The organism is Nitratireductor aquibiodomus (assembly GCF_900105565.1).
Lineage (GTDB): Bacteria > Pseudomonadota > Alphaproteobacteria > Rhizobiales > Rhizobiaceae > Nitratireductor > Nitratireductor aquibiodomus.
Genome location: NZ_FNSL01000001.1, coordinates 1,735,359 through 1,750,283 on the forward strand (window position 1 = coordinate 1,735,359; position 14,925 = coordinate 1,750,283).

The 14,925-nt window shown below is 60.2% G+C and carries 14 protein-coding genes and 1 riboswitch; of the genes, 9 read left to right on the top strand and 5 right to left on the bottom strand.

The annotated features are described in order from the left end of the window. Positions 1–142: 142 nt before the first annotated feature. The 4 genes from BLW55_RS08205 to BLW55_RS08220 are packed head-to-tail and all read right to left on the bottom strand — an operon-like array spanning position 143 to position 2,805. A complete protein-coding gene (locus tag BLW55_RS08205) occupies positions 143–412 on the bottom strand; it encodes a hypothetical protein (RefSeq protein ID WP_007007391.1) in 270 nt (89 codons plus the stop codon). A 7-nt stretch (positions 413–419) separates the two neighbouring features. Continuing rightward, positions 420–1,097 carry a CobW family GTP-binding protein gene (locus BLW55_RS08210; RefSeq protein WP_090328146.1) on the bottom strand — a complete coding sequence of 226 codons (678 nt, stop codon included), beginning with the start codon at positions 1,095–1,097 and terminating at the stop codon, positions 420–422. A 15-nt stretch (positions 1,098–1,112) separates the two neighbouring features. After that, a complete protein-coding gene (locus BLW55_RS08215; protein ID WP_090328148.1) occupies positions 1,113–2,354 on the bottom strand; it encodes a CobW family GTP-binding protein in 1,242 nt (413 codons plus the stop codon). A gap of 22 nt (positions 2,355–2,376) precedes the next feature. After that, on the bottom strand, positions 2,377–2,805 hold the full coding sequence (locus BLW55_RS08220) for a Fur family transcriptional regulator (RefSeq protein ID WP_090328151.1): 429 nt from the start codon (positions 2,803–2,805) through the stop codon (positions 2,377–2,379). A gap of 107 nt (positions 2,806–2,912) precedes the next feature. On the opposite strand from BLW55_RS08220, the gene aztA reads away from it, so the two are divergent. The 8 genes from aztA to BLW55_RS08260 all read left to right on the top strand — a co-directional run bounded on the left by aztA (position 2,913) and on the right by BLW55_RS08260 (position 12,061). Then, positions 2,913–3,710: a zinc ABC transporter ATP-binding protein AztA gene (aztA, locus tag BLW55_RS08225; protein ID WP_090328153.1), complete on the top strand. Its 798-nt coding sequence runs from the start codon at positions 2,913–2,915 to the stop codon at positions 3,708–3,710. Continuing rightward, complete coding sequence (gene aztB / locus BLW55_RS08230) at positions 3,707–4,585, top strand: zinc ABC transporter permease AztB (protein ID WP_090328156.1); 879 nt, start codon at positions 3,707–3,709, stop codon at positions 4,583–4,585. Before aztA ends, aztB begins: the two co-directional genes overlap by 4 nt. A 16-nt stretch (positions 4,586–4,601) precedes the next feature. Beyond that, positions 4,602–5,537, top strand: coding sequence for a zinc ABC transporter substrate-binding protein AztC (gene aztC, locus BLW55_RS08235; RefSeq protein ID WP_244509021.1), 936 nt, complete (start codon positions 4,602–4,604; stop codon positions 5,535–5,537). Positions 5,538–5,606: 69 nt separating this feature from the next. Next, complete coding sequence (locus tag BLW55_RS21095; protein ID WP_090328161.1) at positions 5,607–7,439, top strand: ZinT/AdcA family metal-binding protein; 1,833 nt, start codon at positions 5,607–5,609, stop codon at positions 7,437–7,439. Positions 7,440–7,705: 266 nt separating this feature from the next. Then, positions 7,706–7,916: riboswitch (cobalamin riboswitch) on the top strand. A gap of 229 nt (positions 7,917–8,145) precedes the next feature. Beyond that, positions 8,146–8,856, top strand: a complete 711-nt coding sequence (locus BLW55_RS08245; protein ID WP_100213114.1) for a (2Fe-2S) ferredoxin domain-containing protein — start codon at positions 8,146–8,148, stop codon at positions 8,854–8,856. Between the two features lies 1 nt (position 8,857). Continuing rightward, positions 8,858–10,348, top strand: a complete 1,491-nt coding sequence (locus BLW55_RS08250; protein ID WP_090328164.1) for an ABC transporter substrate-binding protein — start codon at positions 8,858–8,860, stop codon at positions 10,346–10,348. 37 nt (positions 10,349–10,385) lie between these two features. Next, positions 10,386–11,279 carry an ABC transporter permease gene (locus BLW55_RS08255; protein WP_007007383.1) on the top strand — a complete coding sequence of 298 codons (894 nt, stop codon included), beginning with the start codon at positions 10,386–10,388 and terminating at the stop codon, positions 11,277–11,279. Further along, complete coding sequence (locus BLW55_RS08260) at positions 11,276–12,061, top strand: ABC transporter permease (protein WP_007007382.1); 786 nt, start codon at positions 11,276–11,278, stop codon at positions 12,059–12,061. Before BLW55_RS08255 ends, BLW55_RS08260 begins: the two co-directional genes overlap by 4 nt. 517 nt (positions 12,062–12,578) lie before the next feature. Here the strand turns inward: BLW55_RS08260 and BLW55_RS08265 are convergent. After that, complete coding sequence (locus tag BLW55_RS08265; protein ID WP_007007366.1) at positions 12,579–13,046, bottom strand: RrF2 family transcriptional regulator; 468 nt, start codon at positions 13,044–13,046, stop codon at positions 12,579–12,581. A 309-nt stretch (positions 13,047–13,355) separates the two neighbouring features. Here BLW55_RS08265 and BLW55_RS08270 point away from each other — a divergent pair, with 309 nt between their 5' ends. Beyond that, positions 13,356–14,906: an MFS transporter gene (locus BLW55_RS08270; RefSeq protein ID WP_090328168.1), complete on the top strand. Its 1,551-nt coding sequence runs from the start codon at positions 13,356–13,358 to the stop codon at positions 14,904–14,906. Positions 14,907–14,925: the final 19 nt, after the last annotated feature.

Here is a 14,925-nt window from a genome sequence, read left to right on the forward strand (position 1 = left end):
CAATATCAAGAGTGATGCCGGCCTGAGCCTTGCTTCTCATCTGCTTCTGCGGTGAGCAGAGCAGTGAACGCAACAGTTCCCAAATGGAATGAAGGGTGAAGATGGGAAACCGAGATCCGGAGTCAAAACCCAGGTGTGAATTCTACATCGCGGGCAAGGGCAGATCCTCGCGGACCACGTCGCCCAGCGCTTTATGAACGCGCAGGGATACGATCTTCTGACCCGGTCGCATGATGCCAATCACTGTCTCCACGTCCGGGCATCCCTCATCCCGGCATGCGATTTCGGACACAGCCACAACGGCATCATCACTCAAGTCATACAGCTCGCGCACCCAGCCCTTGATCTGACGCGTCTTTTGGGGGAGCGCGCGGCGCGGCGCCAACGGATTGTCGAAAAGATTCATCGGCATGACGTTATCACAGTCTAGCGCTGAGCGCCGACAGCGGCCGGACCGCGCGGCACTCCATGAAACCGTTGCGTATGACATCGCGCGGCAGGTTGCATCCGATGAATATCATGCGGCTGGCTCGTGTCTCATTCGGCGCCCAACGGCACTGGTGTCCCCCCTCGAGCGGCACTGCACTCTCCAGCGAGAAGCTGCTCACATCGTGGTCATGCTCCGGCTGGTACCCAGCGTCGAGAAACTCCACGTCGATCCCAAGAATTCGATCCAGATCAAACGCTCCGCGGTCGAGCACATCCTCAAGTGCAACATCGCAGCGTGTCGAGGGCCGGATAGAAGCCGTGTCGTCAACGCGCCGGATGCACTCCTCGACGGGTGCGGGATCGGCAAGGCCGGTCGTCTCCACGAGGATGGCGTCAAATCTATCCCCGCGACGCATCAGCCCTTCGAGGACGCGGATCAAATCTCCGCGAACCGAACAACAGACACAGCCATTATTGAGCTGGAACACCTCCTCATCCGCGTCGACGACAAGGGCGCCGTCGATGCCGATCGCGCCGAATTCATTGACGATGACTGCGTAGCGTCTGCCGTAGTCCTCGGTGAGGTTTCGGTTGAGGAAAGTGGTTTTTCCTGCACCGGGATACCCGGTGAGAGCGGTGACGGGTGTGGGGAGCGTTTCGGCTGACATGTTCGGCTCCTTCTATCAGGAAGCGTTTCTGGTCATCCGCGATGCCGACAAGCGAAGGGCCTGGCTCAGCCCCTCTCCCATTTCGGCGAGCAGCCGCCTGATGCGTGAAAGGCGGTTGTCGAGTGCGGCGTCGAACAGCTGACGGACCGGTTTCGGATCGACGCCGTCTGTGATGAAGACAAGACGGGTGCGATGGTCGTCGCTTGGCCAAGCCTCGAGCAGCAGGGTCGGATAAACAACGTGCTGCACCGCGTGAATGACCCGAGGGCGGCCGGGATCCTCCATCAGATTGACCAGCCCCTTGACGCGAAGAAGGCGGGGGCCTGCCGCAGCGCTAATCAAAGTCATGAACTTGTCCAATGCTACCTGCTCGATCGGGTCGTCACGTGTGAGCGTGAAGGCGCGAATTCGTCCACCATGCCTGTCAATACCGTCCCTGTCGTCGTGCCCCGAGGAGGGCGCATTGGCGTTCTCGGCGCGCAACGCCTCGTCCAGCGCCAGCCAGCCGGTCACGTCGTCGCCCAGCGAAGCGGGAACATAGGCGCGGGGATCGAAAAGGCGGCCTTGAGCGAAGCCAGTCGCCATGCGGTCCTCGATCGGCGCAGAAGGATTGAGCTTTGCCAGCATTGCGGTCAAGCTCTCGACATCGGGCGATGGCCCGGGATCGGGCAGGAGATCGGTCTTGGTCAGCACGATCCGGTCGGCGAAAGCGACCTGTTTGGTCGCCTCGAAATGGTTCTCGATTGAAGTCGCACCTGTCATGACGTCAACCAGCGTCACGACGCCAGCCAATTCGAAGGTGCGCGCAACGACATGGTCGCGCAAGCCGACGGCAGGAGACCCCCCGGGGATCAGATCGTTGATGATCGGTGCGGGATCGGCCAGGCCAGTGGTTTCCACGATAACGCGCTCGAACGACACTTCACCGGCCGCTGCCAGCGTGTGCAGGTCGTGCAACCCTGCCCGGACATTGCTGCCGAAGGTGCAGCACATGCATCCGGTCGTTGTGCGCGCCACCTGGGTTTGCCCGATGCTCACCAGGTCATGGTCGAGCGCGACATCGCCGAACTCGTTGACGATGACGGCGGTGCGCGCAAACGCCGGATCACGCAGGACACTGTTGAGAAGCGTTGATTTCCCCGCCCCGAGGAACCCGGTCAGGATGAAGACGGGTATCCTGGAGCGGTGCACCGTTTCACGGGAATGCTGCTCCGCCCTGTCTACCGGCTTTTCCGCATTGTTGCGGACCTCAGGCATCTCCCCCTGACTGCAACTTGCTCTAGTCATTGGCGCAGTCTTTGCACACACCTGAGAGCTCGACCATCGTCGCCCTGGTGCTGAACTGTTGCTCGCAGGCGAGCCTGCTCAACAGGCGGTCGAGTTCGGGCTCGTGAAGCTCTGTGGCGTGACCGCATTGGGTGCAGATCGTGAAGACGGCGTGTCCGTCGGTGTCGCCATGCTCATGGGAGCACAACGCATAGGCATTCACGCTCTCGATCCTGTGAACGGCGCCTGCTGCAATGAGGCGTTCGAGTGCCCGGTAAACCTGAAGCGGTGCGCGAAGTCCATCGTCGCGGAGCAGGCGCAGGACCTCGTAGGCTCCTAGCGGCTTGTCTGCGCGTCTCAGGACGTCGAGAACAAGTTTCTGATTGCGGCCATGCTGCACCTTGTTCGGCCGACTATCGGAGTGGGCATCAACCGTTCTCATTCGCGATTTCAACCGTCATAGTATAACATATTTCTTGACGAATGTCATAACATAACATAATCGGTCGTCAAGAGAGCGGGACGGGTTGTTCTGCCGGGACTGAATGAATGACCATATGCCTGACCTTCCACGACCTGACACTTGGCTATAATAGTCATCCAGCCGTCCACCACCTCGATGGATCGGTGCGCAAGGGCTCGTTGACAGCCGTCGTCGGCGCCAACGGATCTGGCAAGTCGACACTCATGAAGGGTGTCGCGGGGGTCCTGAAGCCGATGGCGGGGACCTGCTCCGTTGCGGCGGGGGTCAGCATTGCTTATCTGCCACAGCAATCGGAACTGGACCGATCTTTCCCTGCGCGCGTCATTGACCTCGTTTCACTTGGTCTATGGCCACGGCGCGGCATGTTTGCCCGCCATCGTGCCGAAGATCGCGAGCGCCTGGGTGAAGCACTCTCGGCCGTGGGGCTGGAGGGTTTTGACAATCGACCCATCGATACCCTGTCCGGTGGACAATTGCAGAGAGCCTTGTTCGCGCGCGTCCTGGTGCAGGATGCTGAGCTCATCCTGCTTGACGAACCGTTCAACGCCATCGACGCGCGGACGGTCAACGATCTGATCAGACTCATCAAACGCTGGCACGGCGAGGAACGCACCGTGATGGTCGTTGTCCACGACCTGGATCTGGTAAGGCAGCATTTCCCCGAAGCCCTGCTGCTCGCCCGCCGCCCCGTAGCCTGGGGAGAGGCGCAAGAAGCCCTGTCTGCGCGGAATCTTCTGCGCGCACGCCAGTTTCATGAAGCATGGGACGAGGATGCGCCGTGGTGCGTGTCGGGCCACCACCACGATCATCGATATGATGAGCACAGCCACGATTCCCGTGACGGGAAACGGGGGGCGGCATGAGCGGTTCGCCCATCGACTGGTTGATCGCGCCCTTCACCGAGTTCGTGTTCATGCAGCGCGCGCTCGCGGGCGCTGTCATGCTTTCGCTGAGCGCCTGCCCGGTCGGCGTGTTTTTGATGCTGAGGCGCATGAGCCTGACGGGCGATGCGATGGCGCACGCCATTCTGCCAGGCGCGGCTGCCGGGTTCCTGCTCTATGGCCTGCAGATCGTGCCGATGACCATCGGCGGGCTGATCGCGGGCATGGTTGTAGCTCTGTCGGCCGGAGCGGTCGCGCGCCTGACGGTCCAGAAGGAAGATGCGTCGATGGCAGCCTTCTATCTGATCTCCCTGTCGCTCGGCGTTCTGATGGTTTCGCTGCGCGGCTCAAGTGTTGATCTCATGCACGTGCTGTTCGGGACGGTGCTCGCTCTCAACAATGATGCGCTGCTTCTGATCGCGCTGTCATCGGGCCTGACACTGGTCGCGCTGTTCGCATTCTGGCGTGTCCTCGTTGCGGAATGCCTCGATGCACTGTTCTTGCGATCTGTCTCAAAGCTCGGTTCGCCAGTGCATTTCGTATTTCTCGGGCTCGTTGTCGTGAATCTCGTGGCCGGTTTCCAGGCCCTAGGCACGCTGCTTTCCGTGGGCTTGATGATCCTTCCCTCGGCGGCAGCGCGGTTCTGGGTCAACCGTGTCGAGTCCATGTGTCTCGTGTCGATCAGCATCGGACTTGTGGCCTCCGTTTCCGGCCTCCTCCTGTCCTACCACGCATCATTGCCCTCCGGACCGGCGATCATTCTGTCAGCCGGAGCCGTCTATGTCGCATCGGTGCTGCTGGCTCCACGCGGCGTGCTGCTGTCTCGCCTTCCCCGCACCGCCCATCGAACCGCCTGACAATCAGGAGCGTACCTTGAAATTTCTCAGAACCCTTATCTGCGCCATCGGCCTTGCCTCGGTTTCGCTCGTTCCCGCCGCCTCTGCCGAGGACGGGAAACTAGGCGTCGTCGCGACCTTCTCGATCATTGGCGATTTCGCCAGGGTCGTTGGGGGTGACAGGATCGAACTGCGGACCCTGGTCGGCGCGGACAGCGATGCCCATGTCTATGAGCCCCGCCCGGCCGACGCCATCGCGCTGGCACGGGCGGATGTTGTCCTGACCAATGGACTCCTGTTCGAGGGCTTCATGGAACGATTGGTCGAGGCGAGCGGCACGACCGCCGAGGCGGCCGTGCTGACCAAGGGCGCCAACATCGTGAATGATCCGGAGGGCGGGCACTATCACTATGTCGATGGCAAAGCCATCTTCCATGCCACCCCGAATGATCCGCACGCCTGGCAGTCGGTTGCCAACGCACAGATCTATGTGCGCAACATCGCGGAAGCATTCTGCAAGGCCGATACGGCAGGCTGCGACACTTATCGTGCGAACGCCGAGGCCTATCAGAAGCAACTGATCGAACTCGACGCGGACATTAAGAAGGCGATCGCAGATATTCCCGAGGATCGCCGCGTCGCCGTCGTCGCGCACAATGCGTTCCGCTATTTCGAGCGCGATTATGGCATCCAGTTCCTGTCGCCCCAAGGCATCTCGACCGAGTCCGAAGCTTCGGCTGCAGATGTCGCCGCACTCATTCGCGAGATCAGAGAGAAGCGCGCCGCTGCTGTTTTCGCCGAGAACATCTCTGATGCACGCCTGGTCGAGCAGATTGCGTCTGAAGCCGGATTGACGCTCGGTGGAACGCTCTATTCCGACGCCCTTTCGCCAGAAGGTGGCCCGGCAGCCAATTATCTCGACATGATGCGTCACAATGTCGGGACGCTTGTGACCGCCATCAACGGCGAGTGAATGCCCACAAGGATGGGGGGTGAATTTGCTCCTCATATGTAACGTAATACCGTACCAAAGGAGAGATGAATGAGACGGTTTATCCTGGGTGTATCCACCCTTGCCCTTACCGTGGGGCTCACCGGCCCCGTGGCTTTCGCGGAGGAAGACGTCACGCTCTATCGCGTTTTCGTTGGCGACCATGAGGCCGGCAAGATCACCGCGTTTGACCTCGGTGAACCGGACAAGCGCTGGTCGTTCGAAACCACTGGCCAGGTCAAGCTCTATAGTGTTGACGAAGGCGCGGCTATTGTAGCGGTGCAGTCCAACAACGACGTCGTGAACTTCATCGACAGCGGCATCTCGCTGCACGCGCACGGCGACCATTCCGACATCGACATTGAGGACCCCAAGGCGGTCGAAGCAAGCCTGACCGGTCCGCGCCCGTTCCACGTCATCGACCATGACGGCAAGGTGGTGATCAATTTTGATCGCGGCGGGTATAACGAGATTGTCGACGCTCACGAACTTTCTGATGGTGAACTTGAATCCACTCGTTTGCCTCAAGCCCGCGCGCATCACGGCTTTGCGGCACCCATCGGCAAGCATTGGGTCACAACGGTCGCTTCGGACGCGCCGGTTGAAGGCGATGCTTCTCCCAAGCGGGTTGGCATGCAAACGGTCAAGGAAGACGGAACGCCTGTTGGCGAAGTTGCCACCTGCACCGGAATCCATGGTGAAGCATTCTCCGGTGCATTCCTTGCGGCGGGATGCGATGAAGGCGTCCTGACCGTCACGGCCGGGAGCGATGCACCCACCTTCAAGATGCTGAACTACGCCAGCGACCTGCCGGCCGGTGGGAAGACGGGAACGCTGCTCGGTGCAAAGAGCATGCAGGTCTTCCTTGGAAACTACGGGGCCAAAGGCCTGGTCGTGGTTGACCCTGCCGACGAACCGCACTTCCGCTACATCGAGCTCCCGTTCCGGCGCATCGATTTCGCGCTCGATCCCGCCAATGCACGCTTCGGCTATGTGCTGACAGAAGACGGCTCACTGCATCAGGTCGACGTTCTGGATGGCAAGGTCGCCAAAAGCGAAAAGGTGACCGAGCCCTACTCGATGGATGGCCACTGGAATGACCCTCGCCCGCGGATCGCCATGGCTGGCGACGAGATCGTCATGAGCGATCCGAAGGCCGGTCTGGTTCGGCGAATTGCCAAGGATACGCTTCAGGAAGCCGGAACCATCAAAGTCGAGGGCATGCCTTACAACATCGCTGTCGCAGGCGGCAGCGGCAAGGTTCATGAGGGAGAGGAAGGCCACGACCACAGCCATGATGGCGGTCACGCTCATGACAAGGGGCACGACCACGCTCACGATCACGGCGACGAGAAGGTCTACAAGGGCTATTTCGAGGACAGCCAGATCAAGGACCGCCCCCTCTCGGACTATGCAGGCGACTGGCAGTCGGTCTATCCGCATCTGAAGGACGGGACGCTTGATCCGGTCTGGGAGCACAAGGCTGAAAACGGAGACAAGACCGCCGACGAGTGGAAGGCCTATTACGACACGGGCTACAAGACCGATGTCGAGCGGATCACGATCAAGGGTGACGTCGTCACCTTCTACCGCGACGGCCAGCCAGTTGAGGGCCACTACGCCTATGACGGCTACGAGATCCTGACCTATGAGAAGGGCAATCGCGGCGTCCGCTTCATCTTCAAGAAGACGGAAGGCGACGACGACGCGCCTGCGTTCATCCAGTTCAGCGATCACAGGATCGCGCCCGAGGTGACCGACCACTATCACCTCTACTGGGGCGACGATCGTGCTGCCATTCTGGAAGAACTGACGAACTGGCCGACCTACTATCCGTCCTCTCTCAAGGCCGATGAGATCGTTCACGAGATGATCGCGCACTGATTAGGTACGCTTCTTTCAATGAACCCGCGCCCGGCTTCCAGCCGGGCGCAACCTTTCGATCATCCCAAAGTCAGGGGACTTGCCATGCTCGACACAGCCAAACCCTCGAACCGCCTTCCGGTGTGACCAGGTTCCTCGGCGCGCGGGACAACGCTTTTCAACCAACAAACATCGTGCGCCCGACAATCGACTGACGGCATTGGCGCCTTGATCGTGGAGGCTGAGCAAAACGGCTCAATCGCGATTGACAAGTGGAACACAATTCGAGACTTTCGCCGCGTCAAGGTTCTCCCTGCCGGCATTGCCGGGAGGGAGCTAAGAGGGAATCCGGTGACCTTTCGGGGAATGCCGGAGCTGACCCGCAACTGTGAGCGGAGAGCCGCTTTGCCATCGATGTCACTGGCGTTTTAGCCGGGAAGACAGGCAAAGCAGCGATGACCCGCGAGCCAGGAGACCTGCCTGACCGCATAGAGTTCCGTGGCCGGGGATTGCCGCAGGAGCGCGCACTCTGTGTCCGGTTCGCAAGAACTGAACACGCGCGACGTCTCCGGATCCCCGTCTGCATCGCAACGGGGGTTTTTGATTGGAACGGGCTTCAACGTCAGCGGACACAGGCCAATACGACCTGGGGGACAGACATTCCCTCAAAGGCCAGGCTGTCCTTCTTGTGGCAAAATCCGCATTTGCCGCCGCACCGTATGCTGAAATGCAGCGACTGGCGCGCATGGCCGCGCGCCTTCCCGGTGTGGCGCAGGCCACGTCATGCTTTTCCGAACAAGGTCAACCGTCGCTGCGGGAGGCGCTTCTCGATCTTCGTGACCGCAGTTTCACATCCATTCTGATCGTTCCGCTGGTGCTGCCGATGGAGCCTGGCTTCATGAACTGGCTGACACGCTCGCTAAAGCGCTGGCAGACGGAGGCTGCCGGCGGCTGGCCACCGATACGCGTCACCCGCGATATTGCGCAGGAGCGGCATTTCGAACCCTTGCTCGCCGCCTTGATCGAAGGCGCGGCCATGGCCCCCGACATTGTTCCTGAAAAAGAAAAACCCGCGGCGTCCTTGGTGCCTGCACAGAAGCGGCGCGTCCTGGTCTGCGAAGGCGGAGCCTGCAACGCCGCCGGGGCGGACGCGATCTGGGGACATCTGCGCAACGAGCAACAGCGCCGCAAGCTGCGCGCGTCGGGCTCCGGCACGATGACCGCGAAATCCACGTGCCTCGGCCCCTGTGCGCTCGCCCCGGTGGTGCAGGTGTTTCCCGAGGGCACGTATTACGGCGGCGTTACAGAGGCGGCGATCGACCGCATCGTCGAAGAGCATCTGCTCGGTGACCGCGTCGTCGACGAGTTCGCCTATCACCCGACGGGACGCAAACAGCGCCTGCGCGACAATACCCATTCCGATCCAACAGGAGACTGACATGAGACACATTACCCGCGCAGCGCTTGCCGCGCTGATCGCTTCTTCCAGCATGCTTGCCCTGCCGGCAGTTGCGCAGGAGGCCATCCAGGCTGGCGCGACCTTCATTGCCGCCGCGATTGACCCAACCAAGGGCTCTTCAAGCTGGGCGTTGGTCAGCCATGGCATCGGTGAGAAACTTTTCATGGTCGACAGCGAAGGCAATCTCGTACCCGAGCTGGCCGCAACGGCCGAGCGTACGGGCGATTTAAGCTGGGCCGTCAAGCTCGCGCCAGGCCGCTTCTTCTCCGATGGCTCGCCTGTCACGGCGACCGCGCTGAAAAAGGGTTTCGACCACACCTTCGCCAATCTGCCGGCAGCCAAATCCACCGGCGGCATGATCGAGTTCGAGGCGCTGGACGATCTCACACTCGCGCTCACCACCGAGCGACCCGTTCCCCTGATCGCCGCTCTCTTCGCCGAGTGGCCGCTGATGGCCTATACCGTGAAGGATGACGGCTCGTTCCTGTTCACCGGCCCCTATGCGGTGGAGGCGTTCAATGTCGACCAGAACCTTAAACTCACGCCCAATCCGCATTTTCCCGGCGCGGAAAGCCGCTCACCAATCAACCTACGCCGTTTCGGCGACGCGCAAACGATGGCGCTGGCCTTCGAGGCCGGAGAACTCGATCTTGCCTTCGGCCTGCCGTCCGAAGGTCTTTCGCGTCTGAAAGCCAATCCGGATCTCGCGGTCAAATCCTTTCCGGTCGGCTACCAGTATTTCGGCTTCATCAACACTGAACGACCTTTCACTTCCGACGTCAGGGTGAGACAGGCAATCGACCTTGCCATCGATCGCCAGGAACTGGTCGCGGCGATCAATGCAGGCTCGCGGGCCACCGGCGCCTTTGCGCCTTACTTCCCCTTTGCGGCGAAGGAGCCGCGCGTAACGGATCTCGACCAGGCGAAGGCTCTACTGGCTGAGGCCGGCTGGGCACCCGGCAGTGACGGGATCCAGGAGAAGAACGGCGAGACACTTTCCATACTGATCGTCACCTATCCGCAGCGACCGGACCTTGTCACCATGATGCCGGTGGTCAAAGCGGCCCTCGCCCGCGTCGGCATTGCCTCCGATACCAGGGTCGTTGAGAACATCGGCGACTATGCTGCCGGTGGCGACTTCGACATTGCGCTCTGGGCGCAGCATACGGCGCCCGCAGGAGACCCCGCCTACTTCTTCAATTCCATGCTGAAGAGCGATGGTCCGCTCAATCATTCGCGCTACAAGAGCGACGCGTTCGACGCGATCATTGCCGAATTCTCGACGGCGGGAACGCTGGAAGAGCGCACGGAGATTGCGCTGGAGGCGCAGGAGCAGCTTTATAGGGATGCTCCTGCAACCTTCCTCGTGTCACCGAGCTGGCATGTCGGCCTCTCGCAGCGCCTGCCTAATTACAAGCCGTGGGGTTCAGACTATCACGTGTTCCGACCGGAGATGGGGGAGGCGCGCTGAACGAACTCGCGTGCTGGAGCATACGCTGAGATTGGGCTTGCGTGCGGCCGCCAGTTTACTGGCGGTCTCCGCGCTCGCCTTCCTCGTTGTCGCTCTGATGCCGGCCGACCCTGTCGAGATCGCCATCCGCGCGTGGAACCTGCCCGCCAATCCAGCAACGGTCTCGGCGATGCGCGCCGAATGGGGGCTCGATCAGCCGCTGGCACAGCGCTATTTCAACTGGCTCGCGGGCTTCGTCACCGGCGACTGGGGGCGCTCGTTCCGCACCGGGGAGCCTGTCTTTGACGAATTCATGAAACGCCTGCCACTCTCGCTTACGCTCGGCATTTCCGGCCTGGTGCTCGCGGGGGTACTGGCGGTGCCGTTGGGCTTCGCTGCCGCTCTGCGGCCGCGGGGCATTGCTGACCGTTTCAGCCGCGGCCTCGCAATCAGCGTGCAGGCGGTGCCTGCCTTCTGGCTCGGACTGCTCCTGATCTGGGTGCTTGGCGTCAAATTTCAGCTCATACGACCGTTTTCGGGCGGGCCATCGATTTATGCGCTGGCCATCGTCCTCATCGCACTGCATTCAATTGGTCTGTTTGCGCGCATCTACCGGCGCGACATGCTTGAACAGACCGGGCAACCCTACTTCCGCACCGCTATCGCCAAGGGACTGACCCGTAGGCAGGCAATGTGGCATCACTGCCATTGCAGCGCGCTCTATGCAATGCTGTCGGCAGTGCGCTCCGAGGCAGGCTGGGCGATCGGCACGACGGCAACGCTGGAAGTGCTGTTCGGTCTGCCGGGTGTCAGCCAGTTTCTGGTGCAGTCCATCAGCGCGCGCGACTATTCCGCTCTGCTTGCCTACATCATGACTGTCGCCGTCTGGATGTTGACCATGAACGCTGCGATGGAACTCACGATGCGACGGCTGGACCCGCGCTCGGCATGAGGCGCACAGTAGTTTTCACGCTGCTTTTCGTGTTCGCCATCTCCCTGCTGGCGGGAGGCTTCTGGCAGCCGCACGACCCCGACGCGGTAGACATCCTGTCTCGTCATCAGCGTCCGTCGACTGAACACCTTCTCGGTACCGACAACCTTGGCCGAGATATCGCCTCGCGCATGTTTGTCGCCGGCTGGCGCACGGCTCTGGTGGTACTCGCTGTAGGCACTGTCGGCTTTCTCGGCGGATCGCTCCTGGGGACATTTGCAGCGATCCTGGGCGGCGGGACCGAACGGTTGATGCTGCGCTTCTGCGAACTGTTCATCGTGGTGCCAACCTTGATCTGGGCCCTGACGGCTGCCGCAATCTTCGGGCTCTCGCCTTTGTCCGCTGGATTGGCGCTTGGGCTCGCAGGGATCGGACCTTACGCCCTACTCGCCAATTCATTGACCCACCGCACACTGGCCCTGTCCTATGTGCAGGCGGCCCAGGCACTGGGCGCTGATACGCCACGATTGGTGGTGCGGCACGTACTGCCCGACACGCTGCCGATCATGTTCACCCATGTGGGCAGCAATGCCGGACAATCGGTGGTGAATTATGCTTCGCTTGCCTTCATCGGACTGGGAGCAGACCCGTCGAAACCCGACTGGGGTTCCATGCTGTTCGAATATCGGATGTTCATTTTCGATGACCCCATGCTGATGATCTGGCCCGGTCTGGCAATCGCATCGATGGCAACTCTGATCAACATGGCCTTCGACGACGTACGACCTCATGAAGCCCGGTGAACTGGCCTATACAACAGCCGCTCTCGCGCTCGGCCAGTGTCCGTTTTCGAGCAACGGGTGCCTATACCTGCGCGACCGAAATGGGGGCAGAGCAGGACCGAAACGATACTTTCAGTCTTGAAACCTGCACCACGTCTGCGAAGCTATGCTAAGGACATTCGTCTGGCGACTTCGAACAATCGCCGCGCACGGTACAAGCTCAACACATTCGCAACCGGATAGCCCCACTCGGTAATCTTCGCGACAGCATCGCGCTTGAACGCATCGCTGAAATTGCGAGTGCCCGTCAGGGCCTCATTCCCTTAAAGTTAGTGAAGAAGGCGTCCACAAATCCCGGGGGGCAATTCAGGCCCCGATGATCGACAATGCTCGGCAACAAACGCGTATTCGATTTACCCTTGAACCAGTTGAGAAGTCGCGCGTTCTTTGTGTCGCAGACTTATCGGTGAAACGGGGGCGCTGATGGCTGAGATATTGCGCTCCCTCCGGGGCAAGGTTCCTCGCCTCTCCAGAAGAGTCACCGGTGCGAACATCGAAACGAGGCTGGGCGCGCCGGTGCTTCCGAGGCCATCCGGCTCTCAAAATCCCTGGCGATGTCTTCGACCGTGATCTCTGAAAACTGTTGCCTGATGTGGGCCTCAGCCCTCTCCAGAGTTGCCTTCACACGTTGGTCAACGGCCTGCTCCACATAGCACTCAGCCTTCTCCCTGCCTGGGCCAACGTTGAAGAGTGACGGTGCACCCAGCGCCTCATAGACATCCAACAGCGTCAGCCTGGACAAGGATCTATTCAGGACCCAGCCGCCGTTTTGCCCGCGTTCGGCGGACACGATACCCGCCGAGCGAAGCCCGGACATCATGCGGCGCACCACCACGGGGTTGGTCCCGAGCATCTTGGAAATCTGTTCCGAAGTCGGGCGCTCTACATGCCGATCCATATGGATAAGAACATGCAGAAGACGAGATATCCTGTTGTCGCGCGGCACGTCGGTCCTCACCGGTCGTTGAATGTCTGCAGAGTATCGGACCGAAACGTCGAATCCACATTCCGGATACGTCGATGCTCCGACAATGATTTAGACTCTTCCTACGTGCCCGAACAGACGCATGGCGATCCTGGGCCTGGCTCTATCACATCAGAAGAATTGTAACAATCAAAGTTCTTGAACTCGCGGCAGGGCGACTATAATGTAACTCATAGAATTACAAAATACGATATCCGCCCTGGGTGCCAGTTCTGACCGCGCCTTGTTTCCATCGCCGACCGACCAGCCCTGCTCGAAAAGGATACACAAATGACCTCCGCCAAGGTTTCTCAAAAACCTGCTCAGGCCTCGCGGAAAGGCTTCGTTCATCCGGAAGCAGATCAGGAGGCAGGGGAGCAGGCCCAGGGATCGAAGACAATGCTGTCGCTCCAACGGCATTGGCAGGCAGCATGCTTTCTGTTTGGCGCGGCTTTCATAAACCTGCTCGACACTACAATTGTAAATTTGACCTTGCCCTCGATACAGGCCGAGTTCAATGCGACCGACACCGCAATTCAATGGGTTCTTGTGAGCTATGTACTGGCCTTTGCGGGAGGACTTTTGCCGTTCGGCCGCTTCGGCGACGTGTTTGGACGCCGTAAACTGTTCCTGTGGGGGCTCGCTGGATTTCTCGCAAGCTCGGCGCTGTGTGGGCTGGCGCCGAACATGGAAACACTCATCGCCGCGCGCCTGTTCAAGGGGCTTTCGGCCGCAATCATGCTCCCACAGGTTTTGGCCATCGTGCACGCGACCTTTCCCGCGCACGAGAAGGGCAAAGCCATCGGCTACCTCGCAATGGTCAGCAGCCTTGGAGCGCTGGCAGGACCATTGATCGGAGGAGCGATCATCTCTGCCGATTTCTTCGGCCTTGGGTGGCGCATGATTTTCCTGATCAACCTACCAATCGGTGCAATCTCTTTCTTTGGCGTTTTACTGTCCCTGAAACCTCTACCGGAGGCCGAAACCCGCAAACCCGACTGGCTTGGTGCTGTGCTTTTTGCTGGTGGGACAATTGCCCTGATGTACCCTTTAATCGAGGGGCGCAGCAGGGGATGGCCGCTGGAGATATTGGTACTCTTTGTCATCTCTCTTGTACTTCTTGCGTTGTTCTGGGGGCGGCAACACAAGCTGGCCGAACGCGGCCGGTCGCAATTGGTGCCGGCGAACCTCCTTCAAAGCCCCCGATTTCTATCGGGACTGGCCAAAACAACACTGCTCTTCACGGGGCTGGCCGGTTCGGTCGTAATCCTTGCAATCGTGTTGCAGACAGGCTTGGAACACTCGCCTGCCAGTGCAGGGCTGATACTTGCGGCTCACCCGCTCGCCGCCATGGCCGCGTCTCTGTCGACCGGCCGACTGGGAGCGCGGCATCTGCAGAAACGTATTCTGTTTGGATTTGCAGCATTGTTTTTGGGAATGCTGTTGATGCAAAGGCTCATTGCCCTTGAAGCTTGGCCTCTGGTGTTGTGGGGACCTTTGACGTTAATCGGCGCCGGTGCAGGAACAGCGATCGTTGCTCTGTTTCAGTCCATCCTGCGTGAAGTTGAAGCATCAGATGCCGGTGCAGGTTCCGGAGCGTTACAGGCACTTCAACAGGTTGGTATTGCCCTCGGCATCGCCATCCTCGGACAGATCTATTTCTCGTCTCTGACGCAGGCAGACGCCCCGCAACTCCATGTGTCGGCATTTCAGAACGTGCTCTGGTTGCCGATCGCCATCTATGCGGGGCTGATCGCGATCTCGCTGCGTGCCGCCCTGAAGGAAAGCAGCAGTGATGCTTCTTTCGAGGCCCACAAAAGCCCTGACCAGTCACGCCCGTGATCTCTCTGGTTCAAAAAAA

Excerpts from the sequence above, each read along its gene's own strand:
- BLW55_RS08205 (WP_007007391.1), bottom strand. The coding sequence starts at position 412 with ATGCCGATGAATCTTTTCGACAATCCGTTGGCGCCGCGCCGCGCGCTC.
- BLW55_RS08210 (WP_090328146.1), bottom strand. The coding sequence starts at position 1,097 with ATGTCAGCCGAAACGCTCCCCACACCCGTCACCGCTCTCACCGGGTAT.
- BLW55_RS08215 (WP_090328148.1), bottom strand. The coding sequence starts at position 2,354 with ATGCCTGAGGTCCGCAACAATGCGGAAAAGCCGGTAGACAGGGCGGAG.
- BLW55_RS08220 (WP_090328151.1), bottom strand. The coding sequence starts at position 2,805 with ATGAGAACGGTTGATGCCCACTCCGATAGTCGGCCGAACAAGGTGCAG.
- aztA (WP_090328153.1), top strand. The coding sequence starts at position 2,913 with ATGACCATATGCCTGACCTTCCACGACCTGACACTTGGCTATAATAGT.
- aztB (WP_090328156.1), top strand. The coding sequence starts at position 3,707 with ATGAGCGGTTCGCCCATCGACTGGTTGATCGCGCCCTTCACCGAGTTC.
- BLW55_RS21095 (WP_090328161.1), top strand. The coding sequence starts at position 5,607 with ATGAGACGGTTTATCCTGGGTGTATCCACCCTTGCCCTTACCGTGGGG.
- BLW55_RS08245 (WP_100213114.1), top strand. The coding sequence starts at position 8,146 with ATGCAGCGACTGGCGCGCATGGCCGCGCGCCTTCCCGGTGTGGCGCAG.
- BLW55_RS08250 (WP_090328164.1), top strand. The coding sequence starts at position 8,858 with ATGAGACACATTACCCGCGCAGCGCTTGCCGCGCTGATCGCTTCTTCC.
- BLW55_RS08260 (WP_007007382.1), top strand. The coding sequence starts at position 11,276 with ATGAGGCGCACAGTAGTTTTCACGCTGCTTTTCGTGTTCGCCATCTCC.
- BLW55_RS08270 (WP_090328168.1), top strand. The coding sequence starts at position 13,356 with ATGACCTCCGCCAAGGTTTCTCAAAAACCTGCTCAGGCCTCGCGGAAA.